The sequence below is a fragment of the Halorubrum sp. genome (genome assembly GCF_046498025.1).
GTDB lineage: Archaea > Halobacteriota > Halobacteria > Halobacteriales > Haloferacaceae > Halorubrum.
Genome location: NZ_JAWOBM010000013.1, coordinates 15,996 through 42,007 on the forward strand (window position 1 = coordinate 15,996; position 26,012 = coordinate 42,007).

Sequence of the window (26,012 nt, forward strand, 5' to 3'; positions counted from 1 at the left end):
AGGCGCGGAACGACCCGACGGTTCGGTCGCCGAGCTCACTCGTAGTCGTCGTAGCCGCCGTCGTCATCGCTCTCGTCGTCGCCAACCTCATGATCGCCCTCGCCCTCGTGGTCGTCGTCGCTCTCGTGGTCCTCGCCCTCGCCCTCGTCTACCCGGTCCCCGTGCGTCTCCACTTTCGCCTCGATTTCTATCTCGACGCCGTCGGCCTCGTAGCTCGCCTCGACGAGCTCGGCGTCGTCGCGTGCGATCTCCAGCTCGTCGCTGTCGACCTCTACCTCGACCTCCACGTCGACGGTGACGTCTTCGGACATAGGCGGGCCTCGGTACGCGTCCCGAACGCAAAAACGGTCGGCAGTGGCAGACGAGCGCGGCGACGGACGGTCGGTGGCGGACGAGCGCGGCGACGGGAGACTCGCGGAGGCGATTCAGCCGCTTACTGGAACCCGATCCGGCCGCCGGTGTCGCGGATGGCGTTCCCGCTACCGCCCTTGAACTGCTCTTCGATCTCCTCGTAGTACGCGAGGATGTCGTCGTTGATCGTGGGGCGCACCGACTCCAGCGCGCGCCGGAAGTGCTTCATGTCGACCTCCTCGGCCTCGTCGTCGTCGCGCAGCGCCTCGATAGCGGCCTCGCGGGCGATCCCCTCGAGGTCGGAGCCGACGTAGCCGTCCGTGATCTCCGCGATCTCGCGGAGGCTCACGTCGGGCGCGAGCGGCGTGTCCTGCGTGTGGATGTCGAGGATCTGCTCGCGGCCCTCCTGGTCGGGCTGGCCGATCATCACGAGCCGGTCGAACCGGCCCGAGCGCAGCAGCGCGGGGTCGATCATGTCGGGGCGGTTGGTGGCGCCGATCACCATCACGTCGCCCATGTCTTCGAGCCCGTCCAGCTCGGTGAGCAGCTGGTTGACGACGCGCTCGGAGACGTTGTTCCCCATCTCCTGCCCGCGCGAGGGCGCGAGGCTGTCGAGCTCGTCGAAGAAGATGATCGTCGGGCTCACCTGCCGGGCCTTCCGGAAGGTCTGCCGGATCGCTTTCTCCGACTCGCCGACCCACTTCGAGAGCAGCTGCGGCCCCCTGACCGAGATGAAGTTCGCGTTCGTCTCGTTGGCGACCGCCTTCGCCATCAGCGTCTTCCCGGTGCCGGGCGGCCCGTACAACAGGACGCCTTTCGGGGCGTCGACGCCCATCCGGTCGAACTTCTCCGGCGAGGTGAGCGGCCACTCCACGGACTCTTGAACCTGCTGTTGGGCCTCGTTGAGCCCGCCCACATCCTCCCAGGAGATCTTCGGGAGCTCGACGAGCACCTCCCGCATCGCCGAGGGCTCCACCTCCGTGAGCGCGCCGGAGAAGTCGTCGCGCTTGACGATCATCCGGTCGATCAGGCTCGGCGGGACCTCCTCGTCGTCGAGGTCGATCTCGGGGAGGTACCGCCGGAGCGCCTTCATCGCGGCCTCCTTCGTCAGGCTCTCGATGTCGGCGCCGACGAACCCGTGCGTCTCGTCGGCGAGGTGGTCGAGGGAGACGTCGTCCGAGAGCGGCATCCCGCGGGTGTGGATCTGGAGGATCTCCTTGCGGCCCACCTCGTCGGGGACGCCGATCTCGATCTCCCGGTCGAACCGCCCCGGACGGCGGAGCGCGGGGTCGACGCTGTCGACGCGGTTGGTCGCGCCGATGACGACCACCTGCCCGCGCGTCTCGAGCCCGTCCATCATCGTCAGCAGCTGCGCGACGACGCGGCGCTCGACCTCGCCGGTGACGTCCTCGCGTTTGGGCGCGATCGAGTCGAGCTCGTCGATGAAGATGATGCTGGGGCTCTCCTCTTTCGCGTCCTCGAAGATCTCCCGGAGCTGCTGTTCGGACTCGCCGTAGTACTTCGAGATGATCTCCGGACCGGCGATCGAGAAGAACGACGCCGACGTCTCGTTGGCGACCGCCTTCGCGAGCAGGGTCTTGCCGGTCCCCGGCGGGCCGTGCAGGAGGACGCCCTGCGGCGGCTCGATCCCGAGCTTCGAGAAGATCTGCGGGTGTTTCATCGGCAGCTCGACCATCTCGCGGACGCGCTGGATCTCGTTCTGGAGGCCGCCGATGTCCTCGTAGGTGATCCCGCCGCCGGTCTTCTCGAACCCGGAGATCGGCTCCTCGCGGAGCTCGACTTCGGTGTCCTCAGTGATCAGACAGACGCCGTCGGGCTCGGTCTCGACCGCGATCAGCGGGATGGCCTGCCCGGGCGACCGCATGAACGGGTGGTTCGTCGAGGACATCACGGGGACGATGTCGCGCTCGACGACCGGGCGTTTGAGGATCTGGCGTTTCACCATGCCGGCGGCGTCCGAGCCGAACTGGACCGACGCCTCCTCCGGCGGGGCCAACACGAGCTTCTCGGCCTTCTCGGCCTCGGCCTTTCGGATGGTCACGCGCTCGCCGATGCCGACGTCGGCGTTCTGCCGGGTGAACCCGTCGACGCGGACCGTGTCGGTGTTCCAGTCCTGGCGGTCGGCGCGCCAGACCTTCGCGGCGGTCGTCTCCGCGCCCTCGATTTCGATGATGTCGCCGGGCGAGAGCTTGAGATGCAACAGCGTGTCGGGGTCGAGTCGGGCGATGCCGCGTCCCGAGTCGTTCGGGTACGCCTTCGCCACTTCGAGTTGGACTTCGTTCATAGTTCCTCGCGGGGGTTGTCCGTATCTCCATCCGGTTCGGGAATAAGCCTGTTGCCGGTGCCGGCGCCGCCGGGCCGTCCGGGAGAACCGGGGGCCGCGGCAAGCTGTGGTATCATGTGACACGGTACGGAGTCCTGACTTAAAACGCCGTCGTAAGCGTGCGTTTTCGCCGTCGATCCGACGACGACGCCGTCCGACGCTTTATGAGCGCTCGGCGCGAGGTGCGGCCGTGTTCGATTCGCTTTCCGACCCGATGCGGATGCTGCTCTCACGGGTCGCCGTGCTGCTCGTCGGAGCCGTCGTGGGGCTCGCGCTGTACGCGCTCGGCGTCGGCGACGTCCTCGTCGTCCCGCTCGCGGTGGCCGGAGCGCTGGTGATCGGCGAACTGTACCTGTTCGTCGCCGCGGAGCGCTCGTAGCGTCGGTCCCGCCGCGGGCACCCGGTCCCGGACCGCGGACTATTTGTCCCGCGATCGCCTCCGGTCGGCCATGCGAACGCTCGTCTTCGACGGTCGGACCGGCGCCGCCGGCGACATGGTCTGTGCCGCGCTGATCGCGGCCGGCGCCGACCCCGACGTCCTCTCGCCCGTGACCGACCGGCTCCCGGTCCGATACGACGTCGGGGAGACGGCGAAGAACGGCATCCGGGCGACGACCGTCGACGTGCGTCTCACGGAGTCGACGAGCGACGAGCAGGGCGACGACGGGCGACCGACGGAGAGCGGTCACGATCGCGAACACGGTCACGACCACGACCACGAACACGGCCACGACCACGACGCTCATCACGCCGAGGGCGCGGGTGTCCACCGCAGCTACCCCGAGGTGGTCGCGCTCGTGGAGTCGATGGACCTCCCGGGTGCCGTCGAGTCGGTCGCGCTCGGCGCGTTCGAGCGACTCGGCCGCGCCGAGGCGTCGGTCCACGGGGCCGACCTCGACGAGACGCACTTCCACGAGGTCGGCGCGGACGACGCGATCGCCGACGTGGTCGGCGCGGCGCTCCTGATACATGACCTCGCCCCCGACCGGGTCGTGACGACGCCCGTCGCACTCGGCGGCGGCGAGGTCGAAATGAGCCACGGCGTCTACCCGGTCCCCGCGCCGGCGACGACCGAGATCGCGGCTGACGCCGATTTCTCGACGGTCGGCGGACCGCTCGACCGCGAACTGCTCACGCCGACCGGGGCCGCGATCCTCGCCGCGGTGGCCGAGGGCGCCGACCGGCTGCCCACCCTCGATATCGACGCGTCGGGGTACGGCGCCGGCGCCGCGACCTTTCCGAACCACCCCAACGTGCTTCGCGTCCTCGTCGGCGACGGCGGCGACGAGGCCGTCGACGACGCGCGGACCGACCCCGTCGACGGCGGGCTCGTTCGGGACGACATCGCGGTCCTCGAGACGAGCCTCGACGACGCCCCACCGGAGGTGCTCGGCGGGCTCCAAGAGACGCTCTCGCGCGTCGGCGCGCGGGACGTAAGCGTGGTCCCGACGACGATGAAGAAGTCGCGACCCGGTCACCTCGTCAGGGTGATCTGCAAGCCCGCGGACGCGGAGGCAGTCGCGGAGCGACTCGCCCGCGAGACGGGGACACTCGGCGTCCGGCAGTCGGGCGCGACCCACCGGTGGATCGCCGAGCGCGCCTTCGAGACGGCGACCCTCTCGGTCGACGGTGACACCCACGAGGTGTCGGTGAAGGTCGCCTCCACCGCCGACGGCGACGTCTACGACGTGAGCGCCGAGTACGACGAGGCGGCCGCGGTCGCCGAGGCCGCGGGGCTTCCGGTTCGGGACGTGCTCCGACGGGCTGAGACGCGCGTGCGCGAGGAGAGAGGCGAGTAGCCCGTCGGAGGCGAGTAGCCCGTCGAAGTGGGTCGCCGAAGCGAATCGGGAAGTGGGTCGCCGGTCACCCGCGTTCGACGCGCTCGACGTGCTCCGGATCCACGCCGAACCCGTCATCCAGTCGCTCTGCGACCCGATCGGTGACGCCATCGGGAGGGTCCACGCGCCGGTATCCGTCGGGATCTGCGACCGGTCGCTCGTCTTCGAGCGAGAGGATCGCGACCGCCTCGACCGTCGTGTCATTGAATCCCGGCTGGACGCCCGCGATCGTCAGCTCCTCGACGGCGACGCCGTCGACTCGGTCCAGTTGCCGGCGCGCGCCGGCGGCGAGGTCGCCGCCGGCCGCCTGCGAAACCCGGACGGTCACCGTCGCTTCGACCGTCTGCGTGCGGATGGCTGCTGCCATGAGCCCCTCGCCGCGAGTCGAACGCGGTGCGACCTCGAACGCCGGTGCCGGTCTCGAAGCCCGCGTCATTCGGGCGGAGGCGGCGTCGGCGCTCGCGAGGGTGACACGGTCTGGTTCGGCGCGAGTCCGCGGGCGAGACGGCGACGGCTGGAGAGGACAGGGTGCGGTCCGTCCCGCGGGGAAACCCTCCCCAGCCGACGCGCGTTACGCGGTCGGCCGGACGGACCGTGTACCCGGAGTCCCGTAGCCGGTCCAGCCGCGGAGCCCGCCGCTGTCGATGGCGGCGGACGCCGAGGCGACGGAACGGAAGCGGGTCATACGTGGACTCCGGCGGCGCGAGTGCGCCGTTGTCGTCGCATTTGTAGGATCGCTATTAAATCTGTGGCAGGGTTGCGAACTGCTATCACGCCGCTATTTCCGGTGCCGACTCCGACCGGCCGACCCCCGCGAATCCGCGGTCGAGACCGCCGCGTGCGACGGGTTCCGCCGACGGCGAGACGACAGGCCTATGCCGAACGCCCGACCAGATGCATTCAACGCAGTCACCGTCATGATCGAGCGAATCCACACGTCGGACGTCGAACCGGACGCGGACGAGGTCGCCATCGCCGGCCACGTCCACGAGATCCGCGATTTGGGGGGCCTCGTCTTCCTCATCGTGCGCGACCGCGAGGGACTCATCCAGATCGTCTTCAAGGAGGAGCGCGAACCGGACCTGTTCGAGGCCGTCCAGGACGTCGGCGCCGAGGACGTGGTCCGCGTCGTCGGGAAGCCGCTGGAGAGCGACCAGGCGCCCGGCGGCGTCGAGATCGCCCCGACCGAGTACGAGGTCATCGACGAGGCCGACTCCCCGCTCCCGCTGGAGATCTCGAAGGACATCGAGGTCGACCTCTCGACCCGGCTCGACAACCGCGCGCTCGACCTCCGGAAGCCGGAGACGCTCGCCGTGTTCACCCTGCGCTCGAAGCTGATGACGGCGATGGAGGAGTGGTTCGACGACGAGGGGTTCGTCGACATCAAGACGCCGCGGATCTCGAAGGGCGGCGCCGAGGGCGGCGCGGAGCTGTTCCCGATCCTCTACTACAACAAGGACGCGTTCCTCTCGCAGAGCCCGCAGCTGTACAAGCAGATGCTGATGGCGTCGGGGTACGAGGCCGTCTACGAGAACGGCACCGCGTTCCGCGCGGAGGACTTCGCCACCTCGCGGCACGTCTCCGAGATCGCGATGTTCGACGTGGAGCTCGCGTACATCGAGGACCACGACGACGTGATGGACGTCCAGGAGGAGTCGCTGCGGTACGCGATCCGCGAGGCCGCAGAGAACGCGCAGCGCGAGCTCGACCTCCTCGACGTCGACCTGCAGGTCCCCGAGGACGACTTCCCGCGGATCACCTTCGACGAGGCGCTGGACGTCTTAGAGACCGAGTACGGTCACTTCCCGGACGACCCGACCGACCTTGACACGAAGGGCGAGAAGCTGCTCGGCGAGCACTTCGAGGAGCAGGGCCACCCCGCGTTCTTCGTCGTCGGCTACCCCGACGAGAAGTTCTACTACATGCAGGACGTCGAGGGCGACGAGATCGCCTCGCGGAAGTTCGACCTCATCTACAAGGGGCAGGAGCTCTCCTCGGGCGGGCAGCGCGAACACGACGTCGACCGCATGGTCGAGGTCATGGAGGAGGAGGGCGTCGAGACGGCCAACTTCGAGTTCTACATCGAGGCGCTCAGCTTCGGCACCCCGCCCCACGGCGGCTACGGGCTCGGCATCGACCGACTCGTCCAGAAGGTCGCCGACCTCGACAACATCAAGGAGGCGATCATGTTCCCGCGCGACCCGAACCGGCTGGAGCCGTAGCCGGGACGACCCGCTCCGATGCGGTTCGACCCGCTCCGATGCGGTTCGACCCGCTCTGTCGCGGGCGCCGATAGCCGATCCCCAATGCGGTTCGCGCTCGGTCGGGAAGCGGTCCGCGGCCGCGCCGTCGACCGCGACGGTTAGGCGGGTCCTTTTATGTGCAACCTCGACTGTGTCGGGAATCACGTCACCGTCCCGCCTGCTTGCGATTAAATCGGGTTAAATTGGGACTAAATGGGCTGAAGGGCTTGTGTCATTTAAGCGGGTAGCGCCTCGAGAGGAAATCGTCATGAACGCGATTCGAACGACACTGATCGTGGCGCTCGCCACGGTGGTACTGATCGGGACCGGCGCGGCCGCCGGCGCCGTCGCGGCGACGCCCGGCGCGGACAACGCCTCGGGCGACGCGGGACCGCCGAGCGACCTGCCGGACCAGGTGCCCGACTTCGTCGGCGACATCCTGAGCGGCGTGAACGACTTCCTGTCGGGCGGGGTCGACGACCTCGGTGACACCGTGAGCGATATCGCCGGCAACGGAGACGAGAGCGGCGACGACACTGACACCGAGTCGGAGGACGCGTAACGTGACGGACCGCACGCCCGGCCTCGACGCAGTCTCCCGACGGACCTACCTGCAGGCGACCGGCGCCGCCGCGCTCGGGGCCGCCGGCCTCGCCGGCTGCGTCGGCAAGGCGACAGGAACGCTCGCGACGCGAGTGACCGACCAGCCGGCCGACATCGGCGACTTCGAGTCGCTCGTCGTCACCGTCGAGGGGATCTGGCTCGGCCCCGAGGGCGCCGAGAGCGGCGCAGACGGAGACGAGACCGACGGCGAGAACGCGACGGACGACGGAGAGTCGACCGAGGGCGAGGACGCCGACGGCAACGAGACCGACGGAGGGGATGAGGAGGACGAACCCGCCGGCCGCGAGTACCACGAGTTCGACGAGTCGCAGGAGGCCGACCTCGTCCAGCTGCAGGACGGCGAGACCCAGCTGATCGACGAGCGCGAGCTAGAGGTCAACACCTACCAGTTCCTCCAGCTCGACGTCTCGAACGTGGACGGGACCCTGGAGGGTGGCGACGAGGCCGACGTCGACCTGCCGGGGAACGCGCCGCTCACGTTCAACGAGGAGTTCGAGGTCCGCGAGAACACCCTGACGAGCTTCACCGCCGACTTCGCGCCGGTGCGGCGCGGCAACGGTTCGTACATCCTGCGTCCGGTCCCGCGGGGGATCGAGGTCTCCTACGAGGAGTCCGTCGACGGGGAGGACGACGGCGGTAACGACACGGACTCCGACGGCAACGAGACCGGAGACTGAACGGAGGAGTCGGAGACGGGCGACAAAGGCGCGCGACGCGGCGACGCGTCTCCCTCGGGCCCCCGTTGAAGTCGCGTCCGACCGGCGCACCCCTTCCGGGTGCGCCGCCGCGGCTTCGGGGTTAGGGCTGGGACGGTCCCGGGAATCGGGGTCTGGGGGATGCACGCCCGTACCGATCCGCATGGATGCACGCGCTCGCTTCGGCTGCTCGGAGCCACCGCGGCGCGCCCGAGCGGTCGGCTCGTGTCGCTGACACGCGGAAGCTGCGCGGGACGACGGGGTCACCACGCCGAACTATCTTTCCGTGTACTCCTTTTCCGAGAGCTACCGTTCCGGTGCGACGCCCCAGCCACGGCGAGCGACCGCCACGCCGCGATACCCGCCGACTGCGGTCGCGTCGCCGCAGTTCGCCCGCCGAGGCGGTTACGCCGTCGACGCGGATTCCTCTCCGGCGAGCGTCCGATACAGCGGCCCGGCGAGCAGTAGCGCCCCCGTACCGGCCATCGCGACCAGCACGGTGGGGTCGACGGCGGCGAGGTCGCCGGCGGCGAGCCGGTCCAGCGAGACCCCGACGGCGACGCCGACGATAACCCACGGCAGTTCGCCGGCCGCGGTCCCGAGCAGGAACGGGCGCGGGCCGATCCCCGCGGCTCCGGCCCCGACCGAGACCGCGTCGGACGGGAGCGGAAGCAGCCGCGAAGCCGTCACAGCCCGGGCGCCGCCGGCCGCCGTCGCCAGTCGCTCGCCAGCGTCGCAGAGCCGGTCCGCGGCCCGGGAGGCGCCGCGGACCCGGACGCGGCCCGCCCGTGCGAGTTGATAGGGGACGATCGCCGTCGCCACGAGGAGGACGACGCCGAGCGGGACGCCGACCCACCCATACCCGAACCCGACGGCCACGGCGAGCAGCGTCGTCGGCCACGCGAGGAACGGCCTGACGGCCGTCAGCGCGAGCAGCGCGACGCCGAACCAGACTGGCTCGTCGGCGAGCAGCGCGAGTCTCCCGATCGCGGCCTCGGGCGACGCGACCCAGGCGACCGCGAGGCCGCCGGCGAAAGCGACGCCAGCGGCGGCGTATCCCGACAGCGCGAACCGGCGGTTCACGGCCGAGCGTTCGCTCGACGGGATAAACGCTTTGTGGGCCGACGTCGCCGGCCGGAGTTCGCGCGAGCGGGTGGGCCGACCGCGGACCTATCCCTCGGCGACCGGCGGTCGAGGGGTCGTCCCTCGAGCACCGGACTCACTGCTCGGCGAACGCCCGACGGAACTCCTCCGAGAGGTGCTCGCGCTGCCACTCCTCGACCGCGTCCTCGCCGAGGGCGCTCGCCCAGAGCGCGAGGAGCCCGGCGGCGAACGCGACGCCGGGAGCGACCAGGGCCGCGGCGTCGACGATCAGCCCGGGCCGAAAGGCGAGGAACCCGATCCGATCGCGGACCGCGTCCCACGCCGGGCCGAAGACGCCCCACCGGAACGCGAACGGGACGAGCGTCACCGTCGCGATCGGATACGCGAGGACGTCGGTCACCGGGCCGCCCTTGCCGCGCACGAACGCGGCGGCGTAGAATCCCCAGCAAGCGAGCGACGCGAAGACGGACGCGACGCGGCGCGGTCCCGCCGGCCCCCCGTGGTCGAGCGCCTCGAGACCGAAGAGGAGGACCGCGGCGCCGACGTAGCCGACCAGGCAGGCGAGCGCGCCGCCGAGCAGCACGGCGGCGTGCTCGGCGCGGGACTGCCCGGCGAAGGGCGCCAGTCCGAGGGGGATCTCCATCGACCGCCGATGCGGCCGGCGACCCGTTGAAGCTTTCGCGTCTCGGTCAGGAGAGCTTCCCGAGCGCCTCGAAGAAGTCCAACGGCGGGCCGGCGATCCGCATCGGCGGCGTCGTCCGCTCCACGGTCACCTCGACCGGCGCCTCCAGGGTCGTCGCGTTCCGCCCGTCGCTGACGACGACGGCCTCGTCGACGCCCTCGACGGCCACCGTGACCGCGGCGTCGACGTCGACGACGAGCGGGGGCATTCCCGACTCGGCCGCCATCTCGTTGACGACGAGCCCGCTCACGTCCGGGCCGACGAGGGGGCCCCGCTCGGAGAGGTTGTACGCGCTCGATCCGGTCGGCGTCGCGACGAGGACGCCGTCGGCGTGCCCGTCGGAGTAGCGGCTCCCGTCGACGCGCACCTCGTAGTCGACGCCGGCGCCGGGGCCGCGCCGGTCGCCCTGTATCACGACCTCGTTCGCCGCCGGCACCGAGGACCAGTCGCCGGCGTGCGCCGCGAGTCTCGGCGCCTCTCGGACGTCCATCTCGCCCCGGTCGAACGCGTTGACCTCGGCGAGCACGGCCTCCTCGGCGTCCTCGGGGGGGACCGCGTTGAGGAAGCCAACTTCCCCGAGATTGACGCCGAGGATCGGGGTGTCGCCGGCGTTGCGCGCGGCGAAGAGGAACGTCCCGTCGCCGCCGACCGCGACGGCGAGGTCCGCGTCGACGAGGGCTTCGACCGATCGCCCGCGGTCGCCCTCGTCGAGCGCGTCGGCCGTCTCCGCGTCGAGCCAGACCGACTCCCCGGCGGCGAGGATCGCGTCGCGCAGCGTCGCCGCGAGGCTCACCGCGCGCTCGCTCCCCTTCCGCGCCACGATGGCGACCTCCATGTGCTACCGGTTCTCGCGCCCGAACAAAAGGATGCGGACTTCGGCCCCGGGTTCCGGAAAGTTTCAAGCCGCCCGCCCGCGTGTCCCGTGACATGTCGACCGCCCACGGCCGACCGGGACGATGAGCGAGGAGGACGACTGGTTCGAGCGCGCCCTGCGCGACCTCGACGGGGAGTCCGACCGCTCGACTGACGGAGATTCCGGCGACGGAGAGGTCGCCGCCGACGAACTCGGCGACGGCGATACCGGACCCGATGAAAACGATTCCGTCGGTGACGGGTCGTTCAGTGGCGACGGTGCGTCGGGCGACGAGGGCCCCGTCGACTCGACGTCCGACGGAGATTCCGCGGACGAGTCCGGCGACCCCGTAGGCGAGTTCGCCACGGACATCGCCGAGGCGTTCGACGTCGGAGCGCTCGATTCGTCCGAACCGGACGAGGATGCGGGCGAATCGTTCGGCGATGGCGGCGACCCATTCGGCGGCTCCGGGGAAGACGACGACCCGTTCGGCGGCTCCGGGGAAGACGACGACCCGTTCGGCGACGACGATCCCTTCGGCGGCGGTGAGGGCGCGTTCGACAGCGGGGACGCGTTCGGCGGCGGGACGTTCGGCGACGACGATCCCTTCGGCGGGTACCGCGGAACCGCCTCGTCGCGGTCCGGCGACGTCGGGTTCGGCGAGTTCGGCGGCGGCGAGTCGACGGGGTTCGACGTCGACCCGGACGAGTTCGACTCGTCGATCGAGCGCACCGACGTCGGGATCGAGGGGCTCGACGACATGATCCTCGGCGGCGTGCCTCGCCGCTCGCTCCTCTCCGTCATCGGCGGGGCGGGAACGGGCAAGACGACGTTCGCGCTCCAGTTCCTCAACGAAGCGCTCGAATCCGGGGGAAAGGGCATCTACATCACGCTGGAGCAGACGCGCGAGTCCATCCTCTCGACCGCGTCGGAGAAGGGGTGGTCGTTCCGCGACCACGCCGACGAGGACCGGCTCGCCGTGGTCGCCATCGACCCCGTCGAGATGGCGAATTCGCTGGCGTCGATCCGGAACGACCTCACGCGGCTGATCGCCGAGTTCGACGCCGACCGGCTCGTGCTCGACTCCGTCTCGCTGCTGGAGATGATGTACGACCACCCGGCGAAGCGGCGCTCGGAGGTGTTCGGGTTCACCCGGTCGCTGAAGGAGGCGGGCGTGACGACGCTGCTCACCTCCGAGGCCAGCGAGGAGAGCCCCTACGCCTCGCGGCACGGGATCGTGGAGTACCTCACCGACGCGGTGTTCGTGCTCCAGTACATCCGGGGCTCGGACTTCCGCGAGACGCGGCTCGCCGTCGAGATCCAGAAGATCCGCGACGCGAACCACTCCCGGGAGACGAAGCCCTACGAGATCACCGACACCGGGATCTCCGTCTACGGGCAGGCGAACATCTTCTGACGGGCGCGTTCGCGCGCTGCGGGCCGGTTTTATTATAAGCCGCGTCGCGCAACGGACCGTCGTGTCACCCGCGATCGCGGCCTTCGCCCCCTCCCGTCGAGCACTCGGGATCGGTCTGCTCGCCGGCCTCGTTCACCTGATCGCCTCCGGCGCGCTCGCCGAGTGGTTCGGATTCTCGATAGGCGGCACCCTCTTTTTGGGGGACGTCGTCGGAGGCGGCCTGCTGCTCGGAGCGGTCCCGGTCGCGATTTCGGTCGAGACCCGACTCGTCGCCCCGTCGAGCGTCGTCGGCGCCGCACTTGCGGCGTCAGCGTACGGGACGTGGTCCGTGTGCGTCGCCCCGGAGGTGAATCCCACTCCGGTCGACCCCACGCCGTTCGGGTGGTACCTGATCGGGTGGCCCGTGGTGATGGGGGCGGCGCTCGTCACGGGCGGGGCGGAGTACGGTCTCCGTCAGGTGGTGACCGCGGGACGCGAGTGAGCGGGTGTAGTCCACTTAAAAATAGGCCCGTGGCTCGCGGTGTTGCTCGCCAAAGAAATGCACCGTCCGGGACCCCCGCGAGCCTGCGAGCGGGGGTACGGACGGGGCATGAACGGAGTGAAGTGCACCGTCCGGGAATTGAACCCGGGCTATTAGCTTGGGAAGCTAATGTCCTACCACTGGACCAACGGTGCTCGGTCGAAAGTACCCGACCGTCCCACTTCAACGTAGCGTTTCCGGTGCCGGGAGCCACACGCTTAACAGGCTGCCGCGGCAGTCTGTGCTATGCACTCACAGCCGACCGGGACCGACGTGGCGGCCGACGCCGAGGCCGTCGAGCGCGTCCGCGAGCGACGCGACGCGCTCGCCCCGGCGCTCGGCCGCACGTGGACCGACGGCGAACCGTGGCGCTTCATCACTGACCTCACCGCGATCGGCAGCCGGATGGCCGGCAGCGACGGGGAGCGCCGGGCCGCGGGGATCGTCGCAACGGCGTTCGAGAACGCCGGCCTCGCCGACGTCGACGTCGAGCCCTTCGAGTTGGACGCGTGGGAACGCGGGAGCGCGGAGCTTCGCGTTCGGTTCCCCGACCGAGAGGGCGCGGTCCGCGAGTTCGAGTCGATCGCGCTCCCGTACTCCCCCGCGGGCGCGGTCGCCGGCGAGCTCGTCGACGTCGGGTACGGCACTCCGGCGGAGATCGACGAGCGCGACGTCGAGGGACGGATCGTCGTCGCCTCGACGACGACGCCGCCGGGCGGGCGGTTCGTCCACCGCATGGAGAAGTTCGGCTACGCCGTCGACGCGGGCGCGGTCGGGTTCGTCTTCGTCAATCACCTCGACGGACAGCTCCCGCCGACCGGCTCGCTGACCTTCGGCGGGGAGGCCGACGCGGTCGCCGTCGGCGTCTCCAAGGAGACGGGTGCGTGGCTCAGAGAGTACGCGGCCGGTGGGAGCGTCGGGAGAGGCGGAGGCACCGGGAGGGGCGGAGGCGCCGGGAGCGGTCGGGGCGCTGCCGACGGGACGCGAGATCCGAGCGGCGACGCCGTCCCCGCGGCCGAGCTCGTCGTCGAGGCGACGACGATCCCCGGCGAGAGCCGGAACGTGGTCGGCCGCGCGGGGCCAGACACCGACGAGCGCCTCCTGCTGCTCGCCCACTACGACAGCCACGACATCGCGGAGGGGGCGCTCGACAACGGCTGCGGGGTCGCGACCGTCGCGACCGCGGCGGGCATCCTGACCGAGGCCGACCTCCCCGTCGGCGTGGACGTCGTCGCGGTCGGGGCCGAGGAGGTCGGGCTGCTCGGCGCGGAACACCTGGTCGAGACGGTCGATCTCGACACGGTACGCGGAGTGGTCAACGTCGACGGCGCGGGGCGGCACCGGGATCTCGTCGCGCTCACGCACGCCTCCGAGGCCGCCGCGTCGATCGCGAAGGCCGTGTCGGCGGCGACCCGGCAGCCGATCGCGGTGGACACGGAGCCGCACCCGTTCTCCGACCAGTGGCCGTTCGTCCGGCGCGGGGTGCCGGCCCTCCAGCTCCACAGCGAATCCGGCGACCGCGGCCGCGGCTGGGGGCACACGCACGCGGACACCCGAGACAAGGTCGACGACCGGAACATCCGGGAGCACGCCATGCTGGCGGCACTGCTCGTCTGCGAGTTCGCGGCCGACGAGCGCGACGCGCCTCGGCTCGACCCCGACCGCCTCGCCGACGAGTTCCGCGACGCCGACTTCGAGACGGGGATGCGCGCGGCCGACCTCTGGCCCGACGACTGGGAGTAGCGCGGCGACCGCGTGGGCGGAAGGCGCGTGAGCGGCTACCGCCCGCGCCCGGTCGGAACGCGCGGGGTCGCGCGCTTGTGAGCCGTGGTCCGATGCCGCGCGAGCAGATCGGCGACGGTTTGCCCGTCGACGTCGACGCGCTCGCCCGCCGAGTCCGAGCCCTCCTCGTCCCCCGAACCCCCGTCGCCGGACAGGCGGTCCGTGATCGTCTCGGCGTCGAGTCCGCGGTCGACGCCCAGCCGGAGCACGCGGTCGATGACCTCGTATGACGCCCCCAGGTCGTCCGCGTCACGCTGTCCCGGCAGGAACCCCGCGGTCGGCGGCTTCTCGACGACGAACTCGGGAACGTCGAGCTCCGCCGCGAGCGCGCGGACCTCCGTCTTGTACAGGTGTCCGATCGGGTGCAAGTCCGCGCCGCCGTCGCCGTGCTTCGTGAAGTAGCCGAGGAGCAGCTCGCTCCGATTGGCCGTGCCGCAGACGAGCCGGTTCGTCGCGTTGGCCGCGAGATATGCGAGGGTCATCCGGAGCCGCGCGACCGCGTTGCCGGAGAGGACCGGCTCGTCGTGGAGGTCGAAGCGGTCCGGCGCGACCGCGCCGAGCTGCGCGAACAGCGAGTGGAGGTGCACCGTGTCGTGGTCGATCCCGAGGGCGTCGGCGAGCGCCTCCGCGTCGCGGGCGTGGGGCGCGCCCACCTTGTTGCACGGGAGGATGAGGCCGTACACCCGGTCGGCGCCGAGCGCTTCGACGGCGAGCGCCGCCGTCACGGTGGAGTCGAGCCCGCCGCTCATGTTGACGACGACCCCGTCGGCGCCGGCGGCGGCGACCGACGACGCGAGGAACGACCGGACGCGCTCGCGTTCGTCACCGGGGTCGCGCAGGTCGAGGTCGGCGGCGGCGACCGCGTCGTCGCCGACCGTGTCGTCGTCCACTCGGTCCGCGTTCCCCGCCTCGTCGCCGGGGTCCGACCGGCTCGCGCTCGCCGTGGGCCGGTCCAGCGAGTCGCCGTCGAACGCCGGCGATCCGCGCTCACTCATCGAGTCTCCCCCCGCTCGGTCGTGTCGTCGCTCCGCCACGCCACCGCGCGAGGCGGAAGCGTCACTCCGGTTCGGCGGGGAGACGGTCGCGTTCGACCACCGCGTAAACGGTCCATTGTCACCCGCCGATTCTGCACGGACGGATAAATACTCACGGTGCCAAGTGTATAAGGTATTAGCCAGATTCTTACGCACTCTACAGCTAAATGTGGCCACTACGGCTAGAAAAACACATATATTCGGATGAAATCCCATATATAGCCAATACAAGTCCTACACGCAGAGTAATAAACTATATTCGTGGTGTTTTGGGCAGTATTACACGAATGATTACAACTCAAACCGCGTAGAACAACTGTATCAATAATATAAGGCACGTAGAACCCAACGTTTATTCATATCCAATCGCTGTCTTCACGCATGTCAGCGATACAGCTCACGTCGAGCCAGAAACGCATCCTTACCGCGCTCGTCAACCTCGCGGAGAACGCCGATCGGCCGGTGTCGGGCAGCGAGATAGCCGAGTCGATAAACCGGAAGGCCGGCACGGTCCGGAACCGGATGCAGAGCCTCCGCGACCTCCAGCTGGTCGAGGGCGTCCCCGGTCCCGACGGCGGATACGTCCCCACCGACGGCGCCTACGACGTCCTCGGCGTCGAACGGATGGACGACGCGGAGACCACGCCGGTCACGGTCGACGGCGACCCCGTAGAGGGGGTGAACGTCGAGGAGATCGACCTGTCATCCGTTGCCAACCCCGAGCTCTGCCGCGCGGAGCTCGTGATCCGCGGACCGGTCGGCCCCTTCGAGGCCGGCGACCGCGTTACCGTGGGGCCGACCCCCGCGGCGGGGCTCCGGCTCTCTGGCGTCGTCGACGCCACCAACATCGACGGCAACACCCTCCTGTTGCGCATCGACGGGATGGAGACTCCCCCCGACGCGGCCAGCTAGGCGTCGTCGCCGCCGCGCTCCCCCGTCGCGACCCGGTCGCGGATCGCCCCCGTCGCGGCGGCGACGTGTCGGGCCGTCCGATAGCGCTCCCCGAAGGCGACGCGAGCGCTCTCGGCGGCCTCCCGATCGACCTCGAACGAGACCCCTTCGTACGCGACGTCCCACAGCACCAGCGGTTCGGGAGGTGCGGGGCCGACGCCGAGTTCACCAGGCACCGGCTCGGCGTCGAGCAGCCGGTCGATCCGGGACGGCTCGGCCTGCCTCCGGCCGACCGCTCGGACCGCGGCGACGAGCCGCCGGACGAGCGCCCGGGGAAAGCCGTCGGCGGCGACCTCGATCACGAGGACGTCGCCCTCCCGCGTCGCCGTCGCGGTCAGGTCTCGGACGGTTCCCGCCCGGTCGCTCGTCAGGTTGTGGAAGTCGTGCCGGCCCGAGAGCCGCTCAAGTGCGTCGCGGACGCGGTCGTCGGCTACGGCGTGGGTGGGATCCGCCGATTCGCCCTCCGCCTCGGGGGCGTAGAGGTGGTACCGGTACGTCCGCCGGGTCGCGTCGTGGGTCGCGTGGAACCCCTCGGGCACGTCCGCGGCCGCCCAGACGCGAACCGAACCGGGGAGGTGGCCGCTGAACGCCCGCGGCGTGAGCCACGGCGGCGCCTCGAACGCGACCGTCTGGGCGACAGCGGAGACCCCGGCATCGGTCCGGCCCGCCGCCGCGTAGCCGGGCGGCGTCGCGTGCGTCGGCCCGTTCCCGCGGTCCAGGACGCCGTGTTCGGCGAGCGCCCGGAGGAGAGTCCCCTCCACGGTGGTCGCGTGGGGCTGCCGCTGGAAGCCGGCGTACTCGCGGCCGTCGTACGCGACCCGGAACGCGCGGGTCGCAGTCACGTCCCGTCGACGGTCGACTCGTCGCGCTCGCCCTCGTCGCTGACGGCCGCGCCGTCGTCGCGGTCCGCCTCGTCGGCCTCGTCGTCGGCCATCGGCACGATGACGACGGGGACGGGCGAGACGCGGACCACCTTCTCGGTGACGCTGCCGAGGAACACCCGGCGGAGACCGGTGCGGGTGTGACTCGGCATCACGACGATGTCGGCGTCGGTGTCGGCGATGGCGTCTTCGATGACGTCGATGGGTTCGCCCTGACGAACGGTGCCGACGGCGACGACCCCCGCGGCCTCGAGTTCCGCGGTCACCGTCCCGACGCGCTCCCGGGCCGCGGACTCGACGCGCTCGGCGAACGCGCCGGCCTGCGGGCCGCGGAGCGTCCGGGCCAGCGTGTCGACCGCGCTCACGACGTGGACGGTGGCGCCGTACCGCTCGGCGAGACTGGCCGCGTGGGGAATCGCCTGGTTCACCTCGCCCCCGGGCGCGACGGGCAGGAGGATATCGTGGTACATGCGCCGTACTGCTCGCGCCGAGTGCAAAACGATACCGGCCGTCGAGCGGCACGCGGGGCGGGGCGGCGGTGACCGCTACAGCCCGAGCGCGTCGAGCAGGTCGAAGCCGACGCCGGCGTGGGCGACGAGCTTGAACCCGAGGTAAATCCCGACGATCGCCATCACCCCGGGCAGCTCCGGCGGGGCGGGGATCGGGACGCGGAGGAACGCGAACAGCGCCCCGACCGTCACCCCGACGAGGAGCGCGGCGACGGTGAGGACGGAGGTCGAACTCATGTCGACGCGTCGGCGGCGTCCGCTTATAAGCGCGGTGTTCGCGTCCGACGATCCGCTCCGACGTGGAGACACGCGACCGCTGACGGGCGCCGCGGGTCCGGCTCGCTCGGCACGGCGGATGGGTAGGGTTTTCCGACCCGCGTCCGTCAATGGGGATATGGCACGAGATGTTTCCAACCCCGACAATCCGCAGGTGACGCTCCACACGAACCACGGCGACGTCGTCGTCGAGCTGTTCGCCGACCGCGCCCCGAAGACGGTCGAGAACTTCCTCGGGCTGGCGCTTCACGACCCCGCCGCTGACGCAGACCCCGCGCGCGACACGAACACGTGGGAAGACCCGGAGACCGGCGAGGTCCGCGGCGACTCGCTGTACGAGGGGAACGTCTTCCACCGGGTCATCGAGGGGTTCATGATCCAGGGCGGCGACCCGCAGGAGAACGGACGCGGCGGTCCCGGCTACCAGTTCGACGACGAGTTCCACGACGACCTCACCCACGACGGCCCCGGCATCCTCTCCATGGCGAACTCCGGCCCGAACACGAACGGCTCCCAGTTCTTCATCACGCTGGACGCGACGCCGCACCTCGACGGCAAGCACGCCGTCTTCGGGCAGGTCATCGACGGGATGGACGCCGTCGAGGAGATCGGTTCCGTGCCGACCGACCGGCGCGACGAGCCCCGCGATACGGTCGAGATCGAGCAGGTCACGGTCGACGAGTAGGACGCGGGACGGTCGCTCTCTGCTTATAAATCGCCCAACGGCCCGCTCAGATCACTCTGTTCTCCAGTTCCTCGCGGTCGTCGAGCCGGTCGAGGTTGTCGGCGAGGATGTCGGCGACGCGGTCGTAGTAGTGCGGCGTGTGGCCCGCGTTGTGCGGGGTGATGGTGACGTTCCCGAGCCCCCACAGCGGGTGGTCCTCGGGGAGCGGTTCGGGGTCGGTCACGTCGAGCGCGGCCCCGCGGATCCGGCTGTTCCGGAGCGAGGAGACGAGCGCGTCGGTGTCGACGATCGGGCCGCGCGCGATGTTTATCAGCACGGCGTCGGAGCGCATCGTCTTGAGCGCCTCCGCGTCGACCATCCCCCGCGTCGTCTCCGTGAGCGGGCACGCGAGCACCACGTACTCCGCGTCGGCGATCGCCTCGTGGAACTCGTCGAAGCCGTACACCGCGTCGGCCGGCCCGCCCTTCTCGGGCGAGTACCGGACGCCGACCGCGTCGACGTCGAACGACTCCAGCCGCTCGAGGACCGTCCGCCCGATGGCGCCGAGCCCGACGACGGCGACGGTCGAGCCGTACACCTCGGTCGTCTCGTAGGTGCGCCACTCGCGTTCGGCCTTCTGCCGGTGCGCGCGCGGCCACTGGCGGGCGTGGGTGATCATCGACCCGACGACGTACTCGGCGATGTTCGGTCCGTGGACCCCCGAGGCGTTCGTCACGGCGACGCCGCGGTCGGCGAGGGCGTCGCGCGGCAGGTGGCCGGTCCCGGCGAACACGCAGGCGAAGAGCTCCAGCTGCTCGGCGGCGGCCAGCAGTTCCTCGTCGATGTCGAGTCCGACCGCGACGCGGGCGTTCGCGATACGCTCGCGCTCCTCGTCCGGCGTCCGCGCCAGCGCGATCTCGCGGTCCGGGAGCCGCTCGCGGAGCGACGCGACGAGGTCCGCCGCTCCCGAGCCGTGGATCGTCTGTCGCAACACGAGTACGTCTGGATCGCTCATGGCGACGCCACTCGGCGCGACTCTTATAAAGGGTGCCCGTGCGGCGAAGGGTGCCGGCTTCGGGAGGTGGCGGAGTCGGCGATCCGCGTCCGGTGACTCCGCGATCCGCGTCCCGCTACTCCAGCGCCGCGTCGAACGCGGCCTGCAGGTCGGCTTTCATGTCGTCGACGTGTTCGATCCCCACCGAGACGCGGATGAGGCCGTCCGTGAGCCCGGCCGCCAGGCGCTCCTCGCGCGGGATGGCGGCGTGGGTCATCGCGGCCGGCTGCTCGATGAGACTCTCGACGCCGCCGAGCGACTCCGCGAGCGTGAACACCTCGGTCTCGCTCACGACGGTCGACGCCTGGTCGAGGCTCCCGTCGAACTCGAAGGAGAGCATCCCGCCGAACGCGTCCATCTGCTCGGCCGCGAGCTCGTGGTCCGGGTGGCTCTCCAGCCCGGGATAGTAGACGCGCTCGACGTCGTCGTGGTCTTCCAGCCACTCGGCCAGCGCCATCGCGTTCTCGCAGTGCCGGTCCATCCGCACCGGGAGCGTCTTCGTCCCGCGGAGCACGAGGAACGAGTCGAACGGCCCCGGCGTCGCGCCCACCGAGTTCTGGTAGAAGCCGAGCCGCTCGTCGAGGTCGGCGTCGTCGACGATCAGCGCGCCGCCGATCGTGTCGGAGTGCCCCCCGAGGTACTTCGTCAGCGACTGGGAGACGATGTCGGCGCCGTGTTCGAGCGGACGCTGGAGGTAGGGCGTCGCGAACGTGTTGTCGACCGCGCAGAGCGCGTCGTTGGCGTGCGCGAGCTCGGCGAGCGCGCCGATGTCGTTGACGTTCATCAGGGGGTTCGTCGGCGTCTCGACCCACACCAACTCCGTCTCCTCGCGAATGGCGTCCCGGACCGCGTCGAGGTCGGTCGTGTCGACGAAGCTGGTGTCGACGTCGTACTTGTCGTACACCTGCGTGAGGATGCGGTGGGTGCCGCCGTACACGTCGTCGCCGGCGACGACGTGGTCGCCCGCCGACAGCAGGTTCAGGACGGTGTTGATCGCGCCCATCCCCGAGGAGAAGCAGCGCGCGTGGCTCCCTGACTCCAGCGACGCGAGGTTCGCCTCCAGGTCGGTCCGGGTCGGGTTTCCGGTCCGGCTGTACTCGTAGCCGCGGTGGTCGCCCGGGGCGTCCTGTTTGTACGTGGAGTTCGCGTGGATCGGCGTCATCAGCGCGCCGGTCTCCGGGTCCGGCTCCTGTCCCGCGTGGATCGCCCGGGTCTCGAAGCGACGGTGATCGCCGCCGTCGGGCCTCGCGTCGTCGCCGTCGGACTGATCGCTCATACCGGAGCGACGACGCCGGGCGTGGTGACTCTTCCCCTTCGACACCGGGTTCTCAGGGAGACGGTATCGCCGCTCGCCGAACGGGTTCGCGAGAAGTGCTCGGTCAGGGATTTGAACCCTGGTCGTCGGCTGACTTCCGAACCGGCGCACCGTCGCGCCGAATCCGCCGAAAGGCCAACATGATTGGCCGGACTACACCAACCGAGCGCAACTTTGGCTAACGCCGCATCCGATTTAACTCTTCTCAACTTTCGCCACCGTGCGACGGCACGGCACGGGGATCCGGCCCCCAAACCCGGCCGCGCCGCCGGGGTCCGAGCGGGGGTGTCTCCCGGGTCGGTCGGGGCGGGGGTGTCTCCGGCGTCGACCGAGCTATCGAAAGGGTGTCGTGCGGGGCGACGCGGCGTCCGCGATCGTCCCCTACTCCTCGTGCGCCAGCGAGAGGATCGTCGCCTCGCCGTCGAGGACGCGCTCGTCGCGGGCGTCGACGAACGCTGCCGTCCGCACCCGGAGCCGGTCCTCGCCGAGGTCCTCGATGACCTCGACGGTGGCCCTGACCGTCTCGCCCGGCCGGACGGGCGCGGTGAACGACAGCTCCTGTTCGAGGTAGACGATGTCGCCCGGGAGCGACGCGAGCGCCCCGGAGACCGCCGCGGCCGACAGCATCCCGTGCGCCACGCGCCCGCCGAACAGCGTCTCCGCGGCGTACGCGTCGTCGAGGTGGATCGGGTTCTCGTCGCCGGAGAGCTCGGCGAACGCGTCGATCGCCTCGTCCGTGACCTGTACCTCGTGGGACGCCGTATCACCGACGGTCGCGACTGGCATGACTTACCGATCCACCCCCAGGAGCCTCAATCCCGGGGTTCGCCCTCGAACGCCGACGGCCTACGCGCCGCGTCTGATATATAGAGATATATAATCAACAACGATATCGCTCGATTCCGGTCCACAGTGTGACCGACGCCGGTGAGTAGTTCGGAGAAACACCGTCTGGTGGCGTTTGTGCCGGTGAGAAGACGAGTATATATTTTCAATAAATTTAAGGGAGATCGTGTGCGATCCTGATGCATGGAAACGAGGAAGGTGCAGGTCACCGGCGGCTCGACGTACACGGTCTCGATCCCGAAGACGTGGGCGACCGACAACGGCGTGGAGGCCGGCACCGAGATCGAGTTCTTCCCCGACGGCGACTCGCTGTTCCTCACGCCGCGGTCGGAGGAGGAGCGCACGCGCGGGACGCTCGACGTCACCGACCTCTCGGGCCAGGCGCTCACCCGCGCGGTGACGACGATGTACGTCAGCGGGTTCGACGTGATCGAGCTGGAGGGCGCCGAGATCACCACGGGCCAGCGCTCCACGATCCGCGAGGCCGTCCAGAGCCTCGTCGGGCTCGAGGTGTTAGAGGAGACCCGCGACCGGGTCGTCATCCAGGACCTGCTCGACTCCTCCGAGCTGTCGATCCACAACGCCGTCACCCGGATGCGACTGATCTCGCTGTCGATGCTGGAGGACGCGATCGCCGCGCTCTCCGAGCGCGACCACGGCCTCGCGCGCGACGTGATCGGTCGCGACGACGACCTCGACCGGCTGTGGCTCGTCGTCTCCCGGATCTTCCGCGCGACGCTTCGCACGCCGAAGGCGGCCGAGGAGCTCGGGCTCCCGCGCGAGGAGTGCTTCGACTACCACTCCAGCGCCCGCCAGCTGGAGCGGATCGGCGACCACGCGACGAAGATCGGCCACCTGACGCTCAGCATCGAGGAACCGCTGCCCGACGCGGTCGTCGAGGCCGTCAACGACCTCCACGCCGACGCCGTCGAGGTGATCGACACCGCGATGGACGCGCTGTTCGCCGACGACAGCGACGAGGCGACGCGGCTGGCGAACGAGGCCCGGACCGGCGTCAGGGCGATCGACGAGCGGGTCCGCGCGATCGACGAGCTCCTCCGCGACCTCGACCCGGCGCGCGCGCAGCTGCTCGGGCTCGTCGTCGACTCCGTGCTCCGGTCGGCCGACTACGGCGGCAACATCGCCGAGACGGCCCTCCAGAAGGCCGCCCCGACGCCGTGAGCGACGAGGGCGACGACCCGGGTCGGCTCCCATCCCGCCGCACCCTCGGCATCGCCGTCGCGGTACTCGCGCTGGCGGTAGCGGTGGTCGCGACCGGCGTGGGACTCTACTTCGCGGTCGGTGCGGGCCCGGACGAGGCGGCGGTGGACGCGGTCGAGTCCTCGCCGGCCGTTACGGTCGAGCGGGTCGACGGGCTGACGGTGGTTCGGAGCGGGTCGGTGACCGCGGAGACGCGCGGGCTGATCTACTATCCCGGTGCGCGCGTGAACCCTGAGAGTTACGTCCCGACCGCCGCCGCGGCGGTCGCGGGGCGAGACGTCGCCGTCGTGATCGTCGACGTGCCCCTGAATCTCGCGGTGCTGGGACCGGACCGGGCCGACCACGCGAGGGCGGCGTTCCCGGAGGTCGACTCGTGGTACGTCGGCGGCCACTCGCTCGGCGGCGCGATGGCCTGTCGGTACGCGGCCGCCCACGCCGACGAGCTCGACGGGCTCGTCCTCCACGCCTCCTACTGCGACAGTGACGTCTCCGAGAGCGGCCTGCGGGTCCTCTCGGTGCTCGGAGCCGCAGACGGGGTGATCGACGCGGACCGCGAGCGCGAGAGCCGGTCGAACCTGCCCGGGGACGCTCACGTAGTCGAGCTCGACGGGGTCAACCACGCCGGGTTCGGCGCGTACGGCCCGCAGCGGGGGGACGAGTCGGTGTCGACCGATCCGGCGGTCATGCGGGAGCGGGTCGGGACCCTCACGGGCCGGTGGCTCGTCGACGCCCCCGCCGTGCGGTCCGGCCGGTGAGCGGGTTTTTTGAGCGTCGCCGCCGGAGCCTTCGGCATGCCAGAGATAGAACTCGGCGTGCCGCGAGGGGTCGTCGAGTCGCTGCCCGAGGAAGACGGCACCGCGGCGCAGGACATGCGGCGCGCCATCGCCGGGATCCAGTCGCGGATCAACGAGGAGATTACGGGGGCCGAGCCCGCGGAGGCGGCCGAGGTCGTCGTCGACGCGATCGAGCGGATGGAGGCACAGGCGAGCACGTACCACGAGTTCGTCCCGGAGCTGCGCGCGTGGGGGCAGTCGCCGATCTACGCGATCGCGTGGCGGAACCTCTACGTGGAGCTGATCGGACAGCTGTACGAACACGAGTGGCTCGGCGACGAGCTGGACCGCGAGCGCAACTTCCGGCTCGTCGAGGACGGGATCCGGCTCTCGGACCTGTAAGCCTCCTTGCAGGCTGTGGGTCGGGGCGGTCGATCAGGCCCCGATGAGCGACGCCGCCCGCTCGCCGACGGCGATCACCGGCGCGTTGGTGTTCCCGCTCGGAATCGTCGGCATCACCGATGCGTCGGCAATCCGGAGTCCCTCGACGCCGTGCACGCGGAGCCGGTCGTCGACGACCGCGGACTCGCCGTCGCCCATCCGGCACGTCCCGGCCGGGTGGTACACCGTGTGGGCGGTCTCACGCACGTGTTCTTCGATCTCCGCGTCGGTCTCGACGTCCTCGCCCGGCCAGACCTCCTCGCCGCGGACCGAGTCGAGGGCGCTGGACCGGGCGATCTCCCGGGCTCGTTTGATCCCCTCGCGGAGGACCTCGAGGTCCGGCTCGGCCGAGAGGTACCGCGGATCGATGACGTGGTCGTCGGTCGGGTCGGCCGAGGCGAGCTCCACCCGTCCCCGGCTCTCGGGGCGTACCTGCGTCGCGCCGATCGAGAACCCGAGGCCCTCCGGGTTGTCGAAGCCGTGGTTCATGTAGTACGTGGGACAGAAGTGGAACTGGAGGTCCGGCGCCGGTTGGTCGTCGTCGACGTAGGTGTAGCCGGCACCTTCCCCGACGTTCGACGTCGGCGCCGGCGGTTCGTCGTCCGTCCGCTCGTACACCACGAAGCTGAACAAGTGGTCCTGGAGGTTTCGGCCGACGCCCGGTCGGTCTGCGACCACGTCGATGCCGTGGTCGCGCAGGTGGTCCGCCGGCCCGACGCCGGAGCACATCAGTAACTGCGGGGTGTCGTAGGCCCCCGCGCTGAGCACTACCTCTTCCTCGACGTCGATCCGGTGGGTCTCGCCGCCCCTCCGGTAGTCGACCCCCTCGGCGCGGTTCGCGTCGTCGAACCGGATATCGGTGACGTGCGCGCGAGTCTCGACCGTCAGCCCCTCGTGGTCCAGCATCGGTTTGATGAACGCCGCCGCGCTGCTGCAGCGTTCCCCGTCGCGCTGGGTCACGTGGTACAGGCCGGCGCCGGTCTGGGTCCGCCCGTTAATGTCGGCGTTCCGTTCGATGCCGCACTCGACCGCGGCCTCGACGAACGCCTCGGAGGTCGGATGAGGGTCTGAGAGGTCTGCCACGGTCAGGGGACCGCCCCGGCCGTGGAACTCCTCGTCGCCCGTCCCGACGAAGTCCTCGCTCCGCTTGAACACGTCGAGCATCTCGTCGGAGTCCCATCCCTCGTTCCCCATCGACGCCCAGTTGTCGTAGTCCCACGGGACCCCGCGGTTGTATATCATCGCGTTCAGGGAACTCGACCCGCCGAGCGTCTTTCCGCGGGGCTGGTACAGTTCCCGGTCGCTCAGCTCCGGCTGCGGTACGGTGTAGTACTCCCAGTCGGCCTCGGTTCTGAAGAGTTCCGGAAACCGGACGGGTGTGTAGATCTTCTCTCGGTCCTCCTCGTCGGATGCTCCCGCTTCGAGGAGGACGACGTCGGCTCCCTGCTCAACCAGTCGGCGCGCGACCACGCAGCCCGCCGATCCCGCCCCGACGACCGCGTAGTCATACGTCTCTTCGGACATTTCCGACGGAACGGTCGAGGGGACCACAGCTAAGTGCTATGATATACCATAGCATGTTACGGCCGTCACC

General features: G+C 70.3%; 27 protein-coding genes and 2 tRNA genes. 13 read left to right on the top strand and 16 right to left on the bottom strand.

Annotated elements, in window-relative coordinates; translation table 11 throughout:
* Nucleotides 1–35: 35 nt before the first annotated feature.
* The gene (locus R6U01_RS02225; RefSeq protein ID WP_410284832.1) at nt 36–311 is read right to left on the bottom strand and encodes a hypothetical protein; all 276 of its coding nucleotides are present in this window, start codon (nt 309–311) and stop codon (nt 36–38) included.
* 122 nt (nt 312–433) lie between these two features.
* Nucleotides 434–2,656 (bottom strand): CDC48 family AAA ATPase, encoded by a 2,223-nt coding sequence (locus tag R6U01_RS02230; protein WP_410284833.1) that lies wholly within the window; start codon nt 2,654–2,656, stop codon nt 434–436.
* A 229-nt stretch (nt 2,657–2,885) separates the two neighbouring features.
* Between R6U01_RS02230 and R6U01_RS02235 the strand changes: the two genes are divergently transcribed.
* Together R6U01_RS02235 and larC are read left to right on the top strand one after the other, a co-directional pair.
* On the top strand, nt 2,886–3,074 hold the full coding sequence (locus tag R6U01_RS02235; protein ID WP_410284834.1) for a hypothetical protein: 189 nt from the start codon (nt 2,886–2,888) through the stop codon (nt 3,072–3,074).
* Nucleotides 3,075–3,144: 70 nt separating this feature from the next.
* Nucleotides 3,145–4,494 carry a nickel pincer cofactor biosynthesis protein LarC gene (larC, locus tag R6U01_RS02240; RefSeq protein WP_410284835.1) on the top strand — a complete coding sequence of 450 codons (1,350 nt, stop codon included), beginning with the start codon at nt 3,145–3,147 and terminating at the stop codon, nt 4,492–4,494.
* A 64-nt stretch (nt 4,495–4,558) separates the two neighbouring features.
* On the opposite strand, the gene R6U01_RS02245 is transcribed toward larC, so the two are convergent.
* Nucleotides 4,559–4,900, bottom strand: coding sequence for a hypothetical protein (locus R6U01_RS02245; protein WP_410284836.1), 342 nt, complete (start codon nt 4,898–4,900; stop codon nt 4,559–4,561).
* A gap of 550 nt (nt 4,901–5,450) precedes the next feature.
* Between R6U01_RS02245 and aspS the strand changes: the two genes are divergently transcribed.
* From aspS to R6U01_RS02260, 3 genes are all read left to right on the top strand, one after another.
* A complete protein-coding gene (aspS, locus tag R6U01_RS02250) occupies nt 5,451–6,755 on the top strand; it encodes an aspartate--tRNA(Asn) ligase (protein WP_410284880.1) in 1,305 nt (434 codons plus the stop codon).
* A 289-nt stretch (nt 6,756–7,044) separates the two neighbouring features.
* Nucleotides 7,045–7,338 (top strand): hypothetical protein, encoded by a 294-nt coding sequence (locus tag R6U01_RS02255; protein ID WP_410284837.1) that lies wholly within the window; start codon nt 7,045–7,047, stop codon nt 7,336–7,338.
* 1 nt (nt 7,339) lies between these two features.
* Nucleotides 7,340–8,077, top strand: coding sequence for a DUF4382 domain-containing protein (locus R6U01_RS02260; protein WP_410284838.1), 738 nt, complete (start codon nt 7,340–7,342; stop codon nt 8,075–8,077).
* Nucleotides 8,078–8,500: 423 nt separating this feature from the next.
* On the opposite strand, the gene R6U01_RS02265 is transcribed toward R6U01_RS02260, so the two are convergent.
* The 3 genes from R6U01_RS02265 to R6U01_RS02275 form a co-directional block, all read right to left on the bottom strand.
* On the bottom strand, nt 8,501–9,178 hold the full coding sequence (locus R6U01_RS02265; RefSeq protein WP_410284839.1) for a TVP38/TMEM64 family protein: 678 nt from the start codon (nt 9,176–9,178) through the stop codon (nt 8,501–8,503).
* Between the two features lie 136 nt (nt 9,179–9,314).
* Nucleotides 9,315–9,842 (bottom strand): hypothetical protein, encoded by a 528-nt coding sequence (locus R6U01_RS02270; protein WP_410284840.1) that lies wholly within the window; start codon nt 9,840–9,842, stop codon nt 9,315–9,317.
* Between the two features lie 46 nt (nt 9,843–9,888).
* Nucleotides 9,889–10,716, bottom strand: a complete 828-nt coding sequence (locus R6U01_RS02275) for an NAD(+)/NADH kinase (protein WP_410284841.1) — start codon at nt 10,714–10,716, stop codon at nt 9,889–9,891.
* Nucleotides 10,717–10,837: 121 nt separating this feature from the next.
* Between R6U01_RS02275 and R6U01_RS02280 the strand changes: the two genes are divergently transcribed.
* Nucleotides 10,838–12,151 (top strand): KaiC domain-containing protein, encoded by a 1,314-nt coding sequence (locus tag R6U01_RS02280; RefSeq protein ID WP_410284842.1) that lies wholly within the window; start codon nt 10,838–10,840, stop codon nt 12,149–12,151.
* 61 nt (nt 12,152–12,212) lie between these two features.
* Nucleotides 12,213–12,632: a hypothetical protein gene (locus tag R6U01_RS02285; RefSeq protein ID WP_410284843.1), complete on the top strand. Its 420-nt coding sequence runs from the start codon at nt 12,213–12,215 to the stop codon at nt 12,630–12,632.
* A gap of 123 nt (nt 12,633–12,755) precedes the next feature.
* On the opposite strand, the gene R6U01_RS02290 is transcribed toward R6U01_RS02285, so the two are convergent.
* Nucleotides 12,756–12,826: transfer RNA gene (locus R6U01_RS02290), tRNA-Gly, on the bottom strand.
* 91 nt (nt 12,827–12,917) lie between these two features.
* On the opposite strand from R6U01_RS02290, the gene R6U01_RS02295 reads away from it, so the two are divergent.
* A complete protein-coding gene (locus R6U01_RS02295; protein ID WP_410284844.1) occupies nt 12,918–14,414 on the top strand; it encodes a M28 family peptidase in 1,497 nt (498 codons plus the stop codon).
* A 35-nt stretch (nt 14,415–14,449) separates the two neighbouring features.
* Here R6U01_RS02295 and nadE read toward each other — a convergent pair whose 3' ends face one another.
* Nucleotides 14,450–15,448 (bottom strand): NAD(+) synthase, encoded by a 999-nt coding sequence (gene nadE, locus R6U01_RS02300; RefSeq protein WP_410284845.1) that lies wholly within the window; start codon nt 15,446–15,448, stop codon nt 14,450–14,452.
* Between the two features lie 420 nt (nt 15,449–15,868).
* Between nadE and R6U01_RS02305 the strand changes: the two genes are divergently transcribed.
* The gene (locus tag R6U01_RS02305) at nt 15,869–16,399 is read left to right on the top strand and encodes an Rrf2 family transcriptional regulator (protein ID WP_410284846.1); all 531 of its coding nucleotides are present in this window, start codon (nt 15,869–15,871) and stop codon (nt 16,397–16,399) included.
* Here R6U01_RS02305 and truA read toward each other — a convergent pair.
* From truA to R6U01_RS02320, 3 genes are all read right to left on the bottom strand, one after another.
* A complete protein-coding gene (truA, locus tag R6U01_RS02310; RefSeq protein ID WP_410284847.1) occupies nt 16,396–17,280 on the bottom strand; it encodes a tRNA pseudouridine(38-40) synthase TruA in 885 nt (294 codons plus the stop codon). The genes R6U01_RS02305 and truA overlap by 4 nt on opposite strands.
* Nucleotides 17,277–17,789 (bottom strand): universal stress protein, encoded by a 513-nt coding sequence (locus R6U01_RS02315; RefSeq protein WP_410284848.1) that lies wholly within the window; start codon nt 17,787–17,789, stop codon nt 17,277–17,279. The genes truA and R6U01_RS02315 overlap by 4 nt, the downstream gene beginning before the upstream one ends.
* 75 nt (nt 17,790–17,864) lie before the next feature.
* Nucleotides 17,865–18,065, bottom strand: a complete 201-nt coding sequence (locus tag R6U01_RS02320) for a XapX domain-containing protein (RefSeq protein ID WP_410284849.1) — start codon at nt 18,063–18,065, stop codon at nt 17,865–17,867.
* Between the two features lie 157 nt (nt 18,066–18,222).
* Between R6U01_RS02320 and R6U01_RS02325 the strand changes: the two genes are divergently transcribed.
* Nucleotides 18,223–18,789, top strand: a complete 567-nt coding sequence (locus R6U01_RS02325) for a peptidylprolyl isomerase (RefSeq protein WP_410284850.1) — start codon at nt 18,223–18,225, stop codon at nt 18,787–18,789.
* A 46-nt stretch (nt 18,790–18,835) separates the two neighbouring features.
* Here the strand turns inward: R6U01_RS02325 and R6U01_RS02330 are convergent, their stop codons facing one another.
* The 4 genes from R6U01_RS02330 to R6U01_RS02345 all read right to left on the bottom strand — a co-directional run bounded on the left by R6U01_RS02330 (nt 18,836) and on the right by R6U01_RS02345 (nt 21,923).
* A complete protein-coding gene (locus R6U01_RS02330) occupies nt 18,836–19,783 on the bottom strand; it encodes a D-2-hydroxyacid dehydrogenase (protein ID WP_410284851.1) in 948 nt (315 codons plus the stop codon).
* A 115-nt stretch (nt 19,784–19,898) separates the two neighbouring features.
* Nucleotides 19,899–21,098, bottom strand: coding sequence for a cystathionine gamma-synthase (locus tag R6U01_RS02335; protein ID WP_410284852.1), 1,200 nt, complete (start codon nt 21,096–21,098; stop codon nt 19,899–19,901).
* Nucleotides 21,099–21,194: 96 nt separating this feature from the next.
* A tRNA-Glu gene (locus tag R6U01_RS02340) sits at nt 21,195–21,305 on the bottom strand.
* 213 nt (nt 21,306–21,518) lie between these two features.
* Nucleotides 21,519–21,923, bottom strand: a complete 405-nt coding sequence (locus R6U01_RS02345; RefSeq protein ID WP_410284853.1) for a MaoC family dehydratase — start codon at nt 21,921–21,923, stop codon at nt 21,519–21,521.
* Nucleotides 21,924–22,166: 243 nt separating this feature from the next.
* On the opposite strand from R6U01_RS02345, the gene R6U01_RS02350 reads away from it, so the two are divergent.
* Genes R6U01_RS02350 through R6U01_RS02360 form a run of 3 tightly spaced genes read left to right on the top strand, consistent with a single transcriptional unit; the run spans nt 22,167 to nt 24,379 of the window.
* Nucleotides 22,167–23,165 carry a PhoU domain-containing protein gene (locus R6U01_RS02350; protein ID WP_410284854.1) on the top strand — a complete coding sequence of 333 codons (999 nt, stop codon included), beginning with the start codon at nt 22,167–22,169 and terminating at the stop codon, nt 23,163–23,165.
* Nucleotides 23,162–23,959, top strand: a complete 798-nt coding sequence (locus R6U01_RS02355; protein ID WP_410284855.1) for an alpha/beta fold hydrolase — start codon at nt 23,162–23,164, stop codon at nt 23,957–23,959. The genes R6U01_RS02350 and R6U01_RS02355 overlap by 4 nt, the downstream gene beginning before the upstream one ends.
* A 36-nt stretch (nt 23,960–23,995) precedes the next feature.
* Nucleotides 23,996–24,379, top strand: coding sequence for a hypothetical protein (locus R6U01_RS02360; protein ID WP_410284856.1), 384 nt, complete (start codon nt 23,996–23,998; stop codon nt 24,377–24,379).
* Nucleotides 24,380–24,412: 33 nt separating this feature from the next.
* Here the strand turns inward: R6U01_RS02360 and R6U01_RS02365 are convergent, their stop codons facing one another.
* Entirely contained in the window at nt 24,413–25,942 is a 1,530-nt protein-coding gene (locus tag R6U01_RS02365; protein WP_410284857.1) for a GMC family oxidoreductase, read from the bottom strand.
* Nucleotides 25,943–26,012 lie beyond the last annotated feature (70 nt).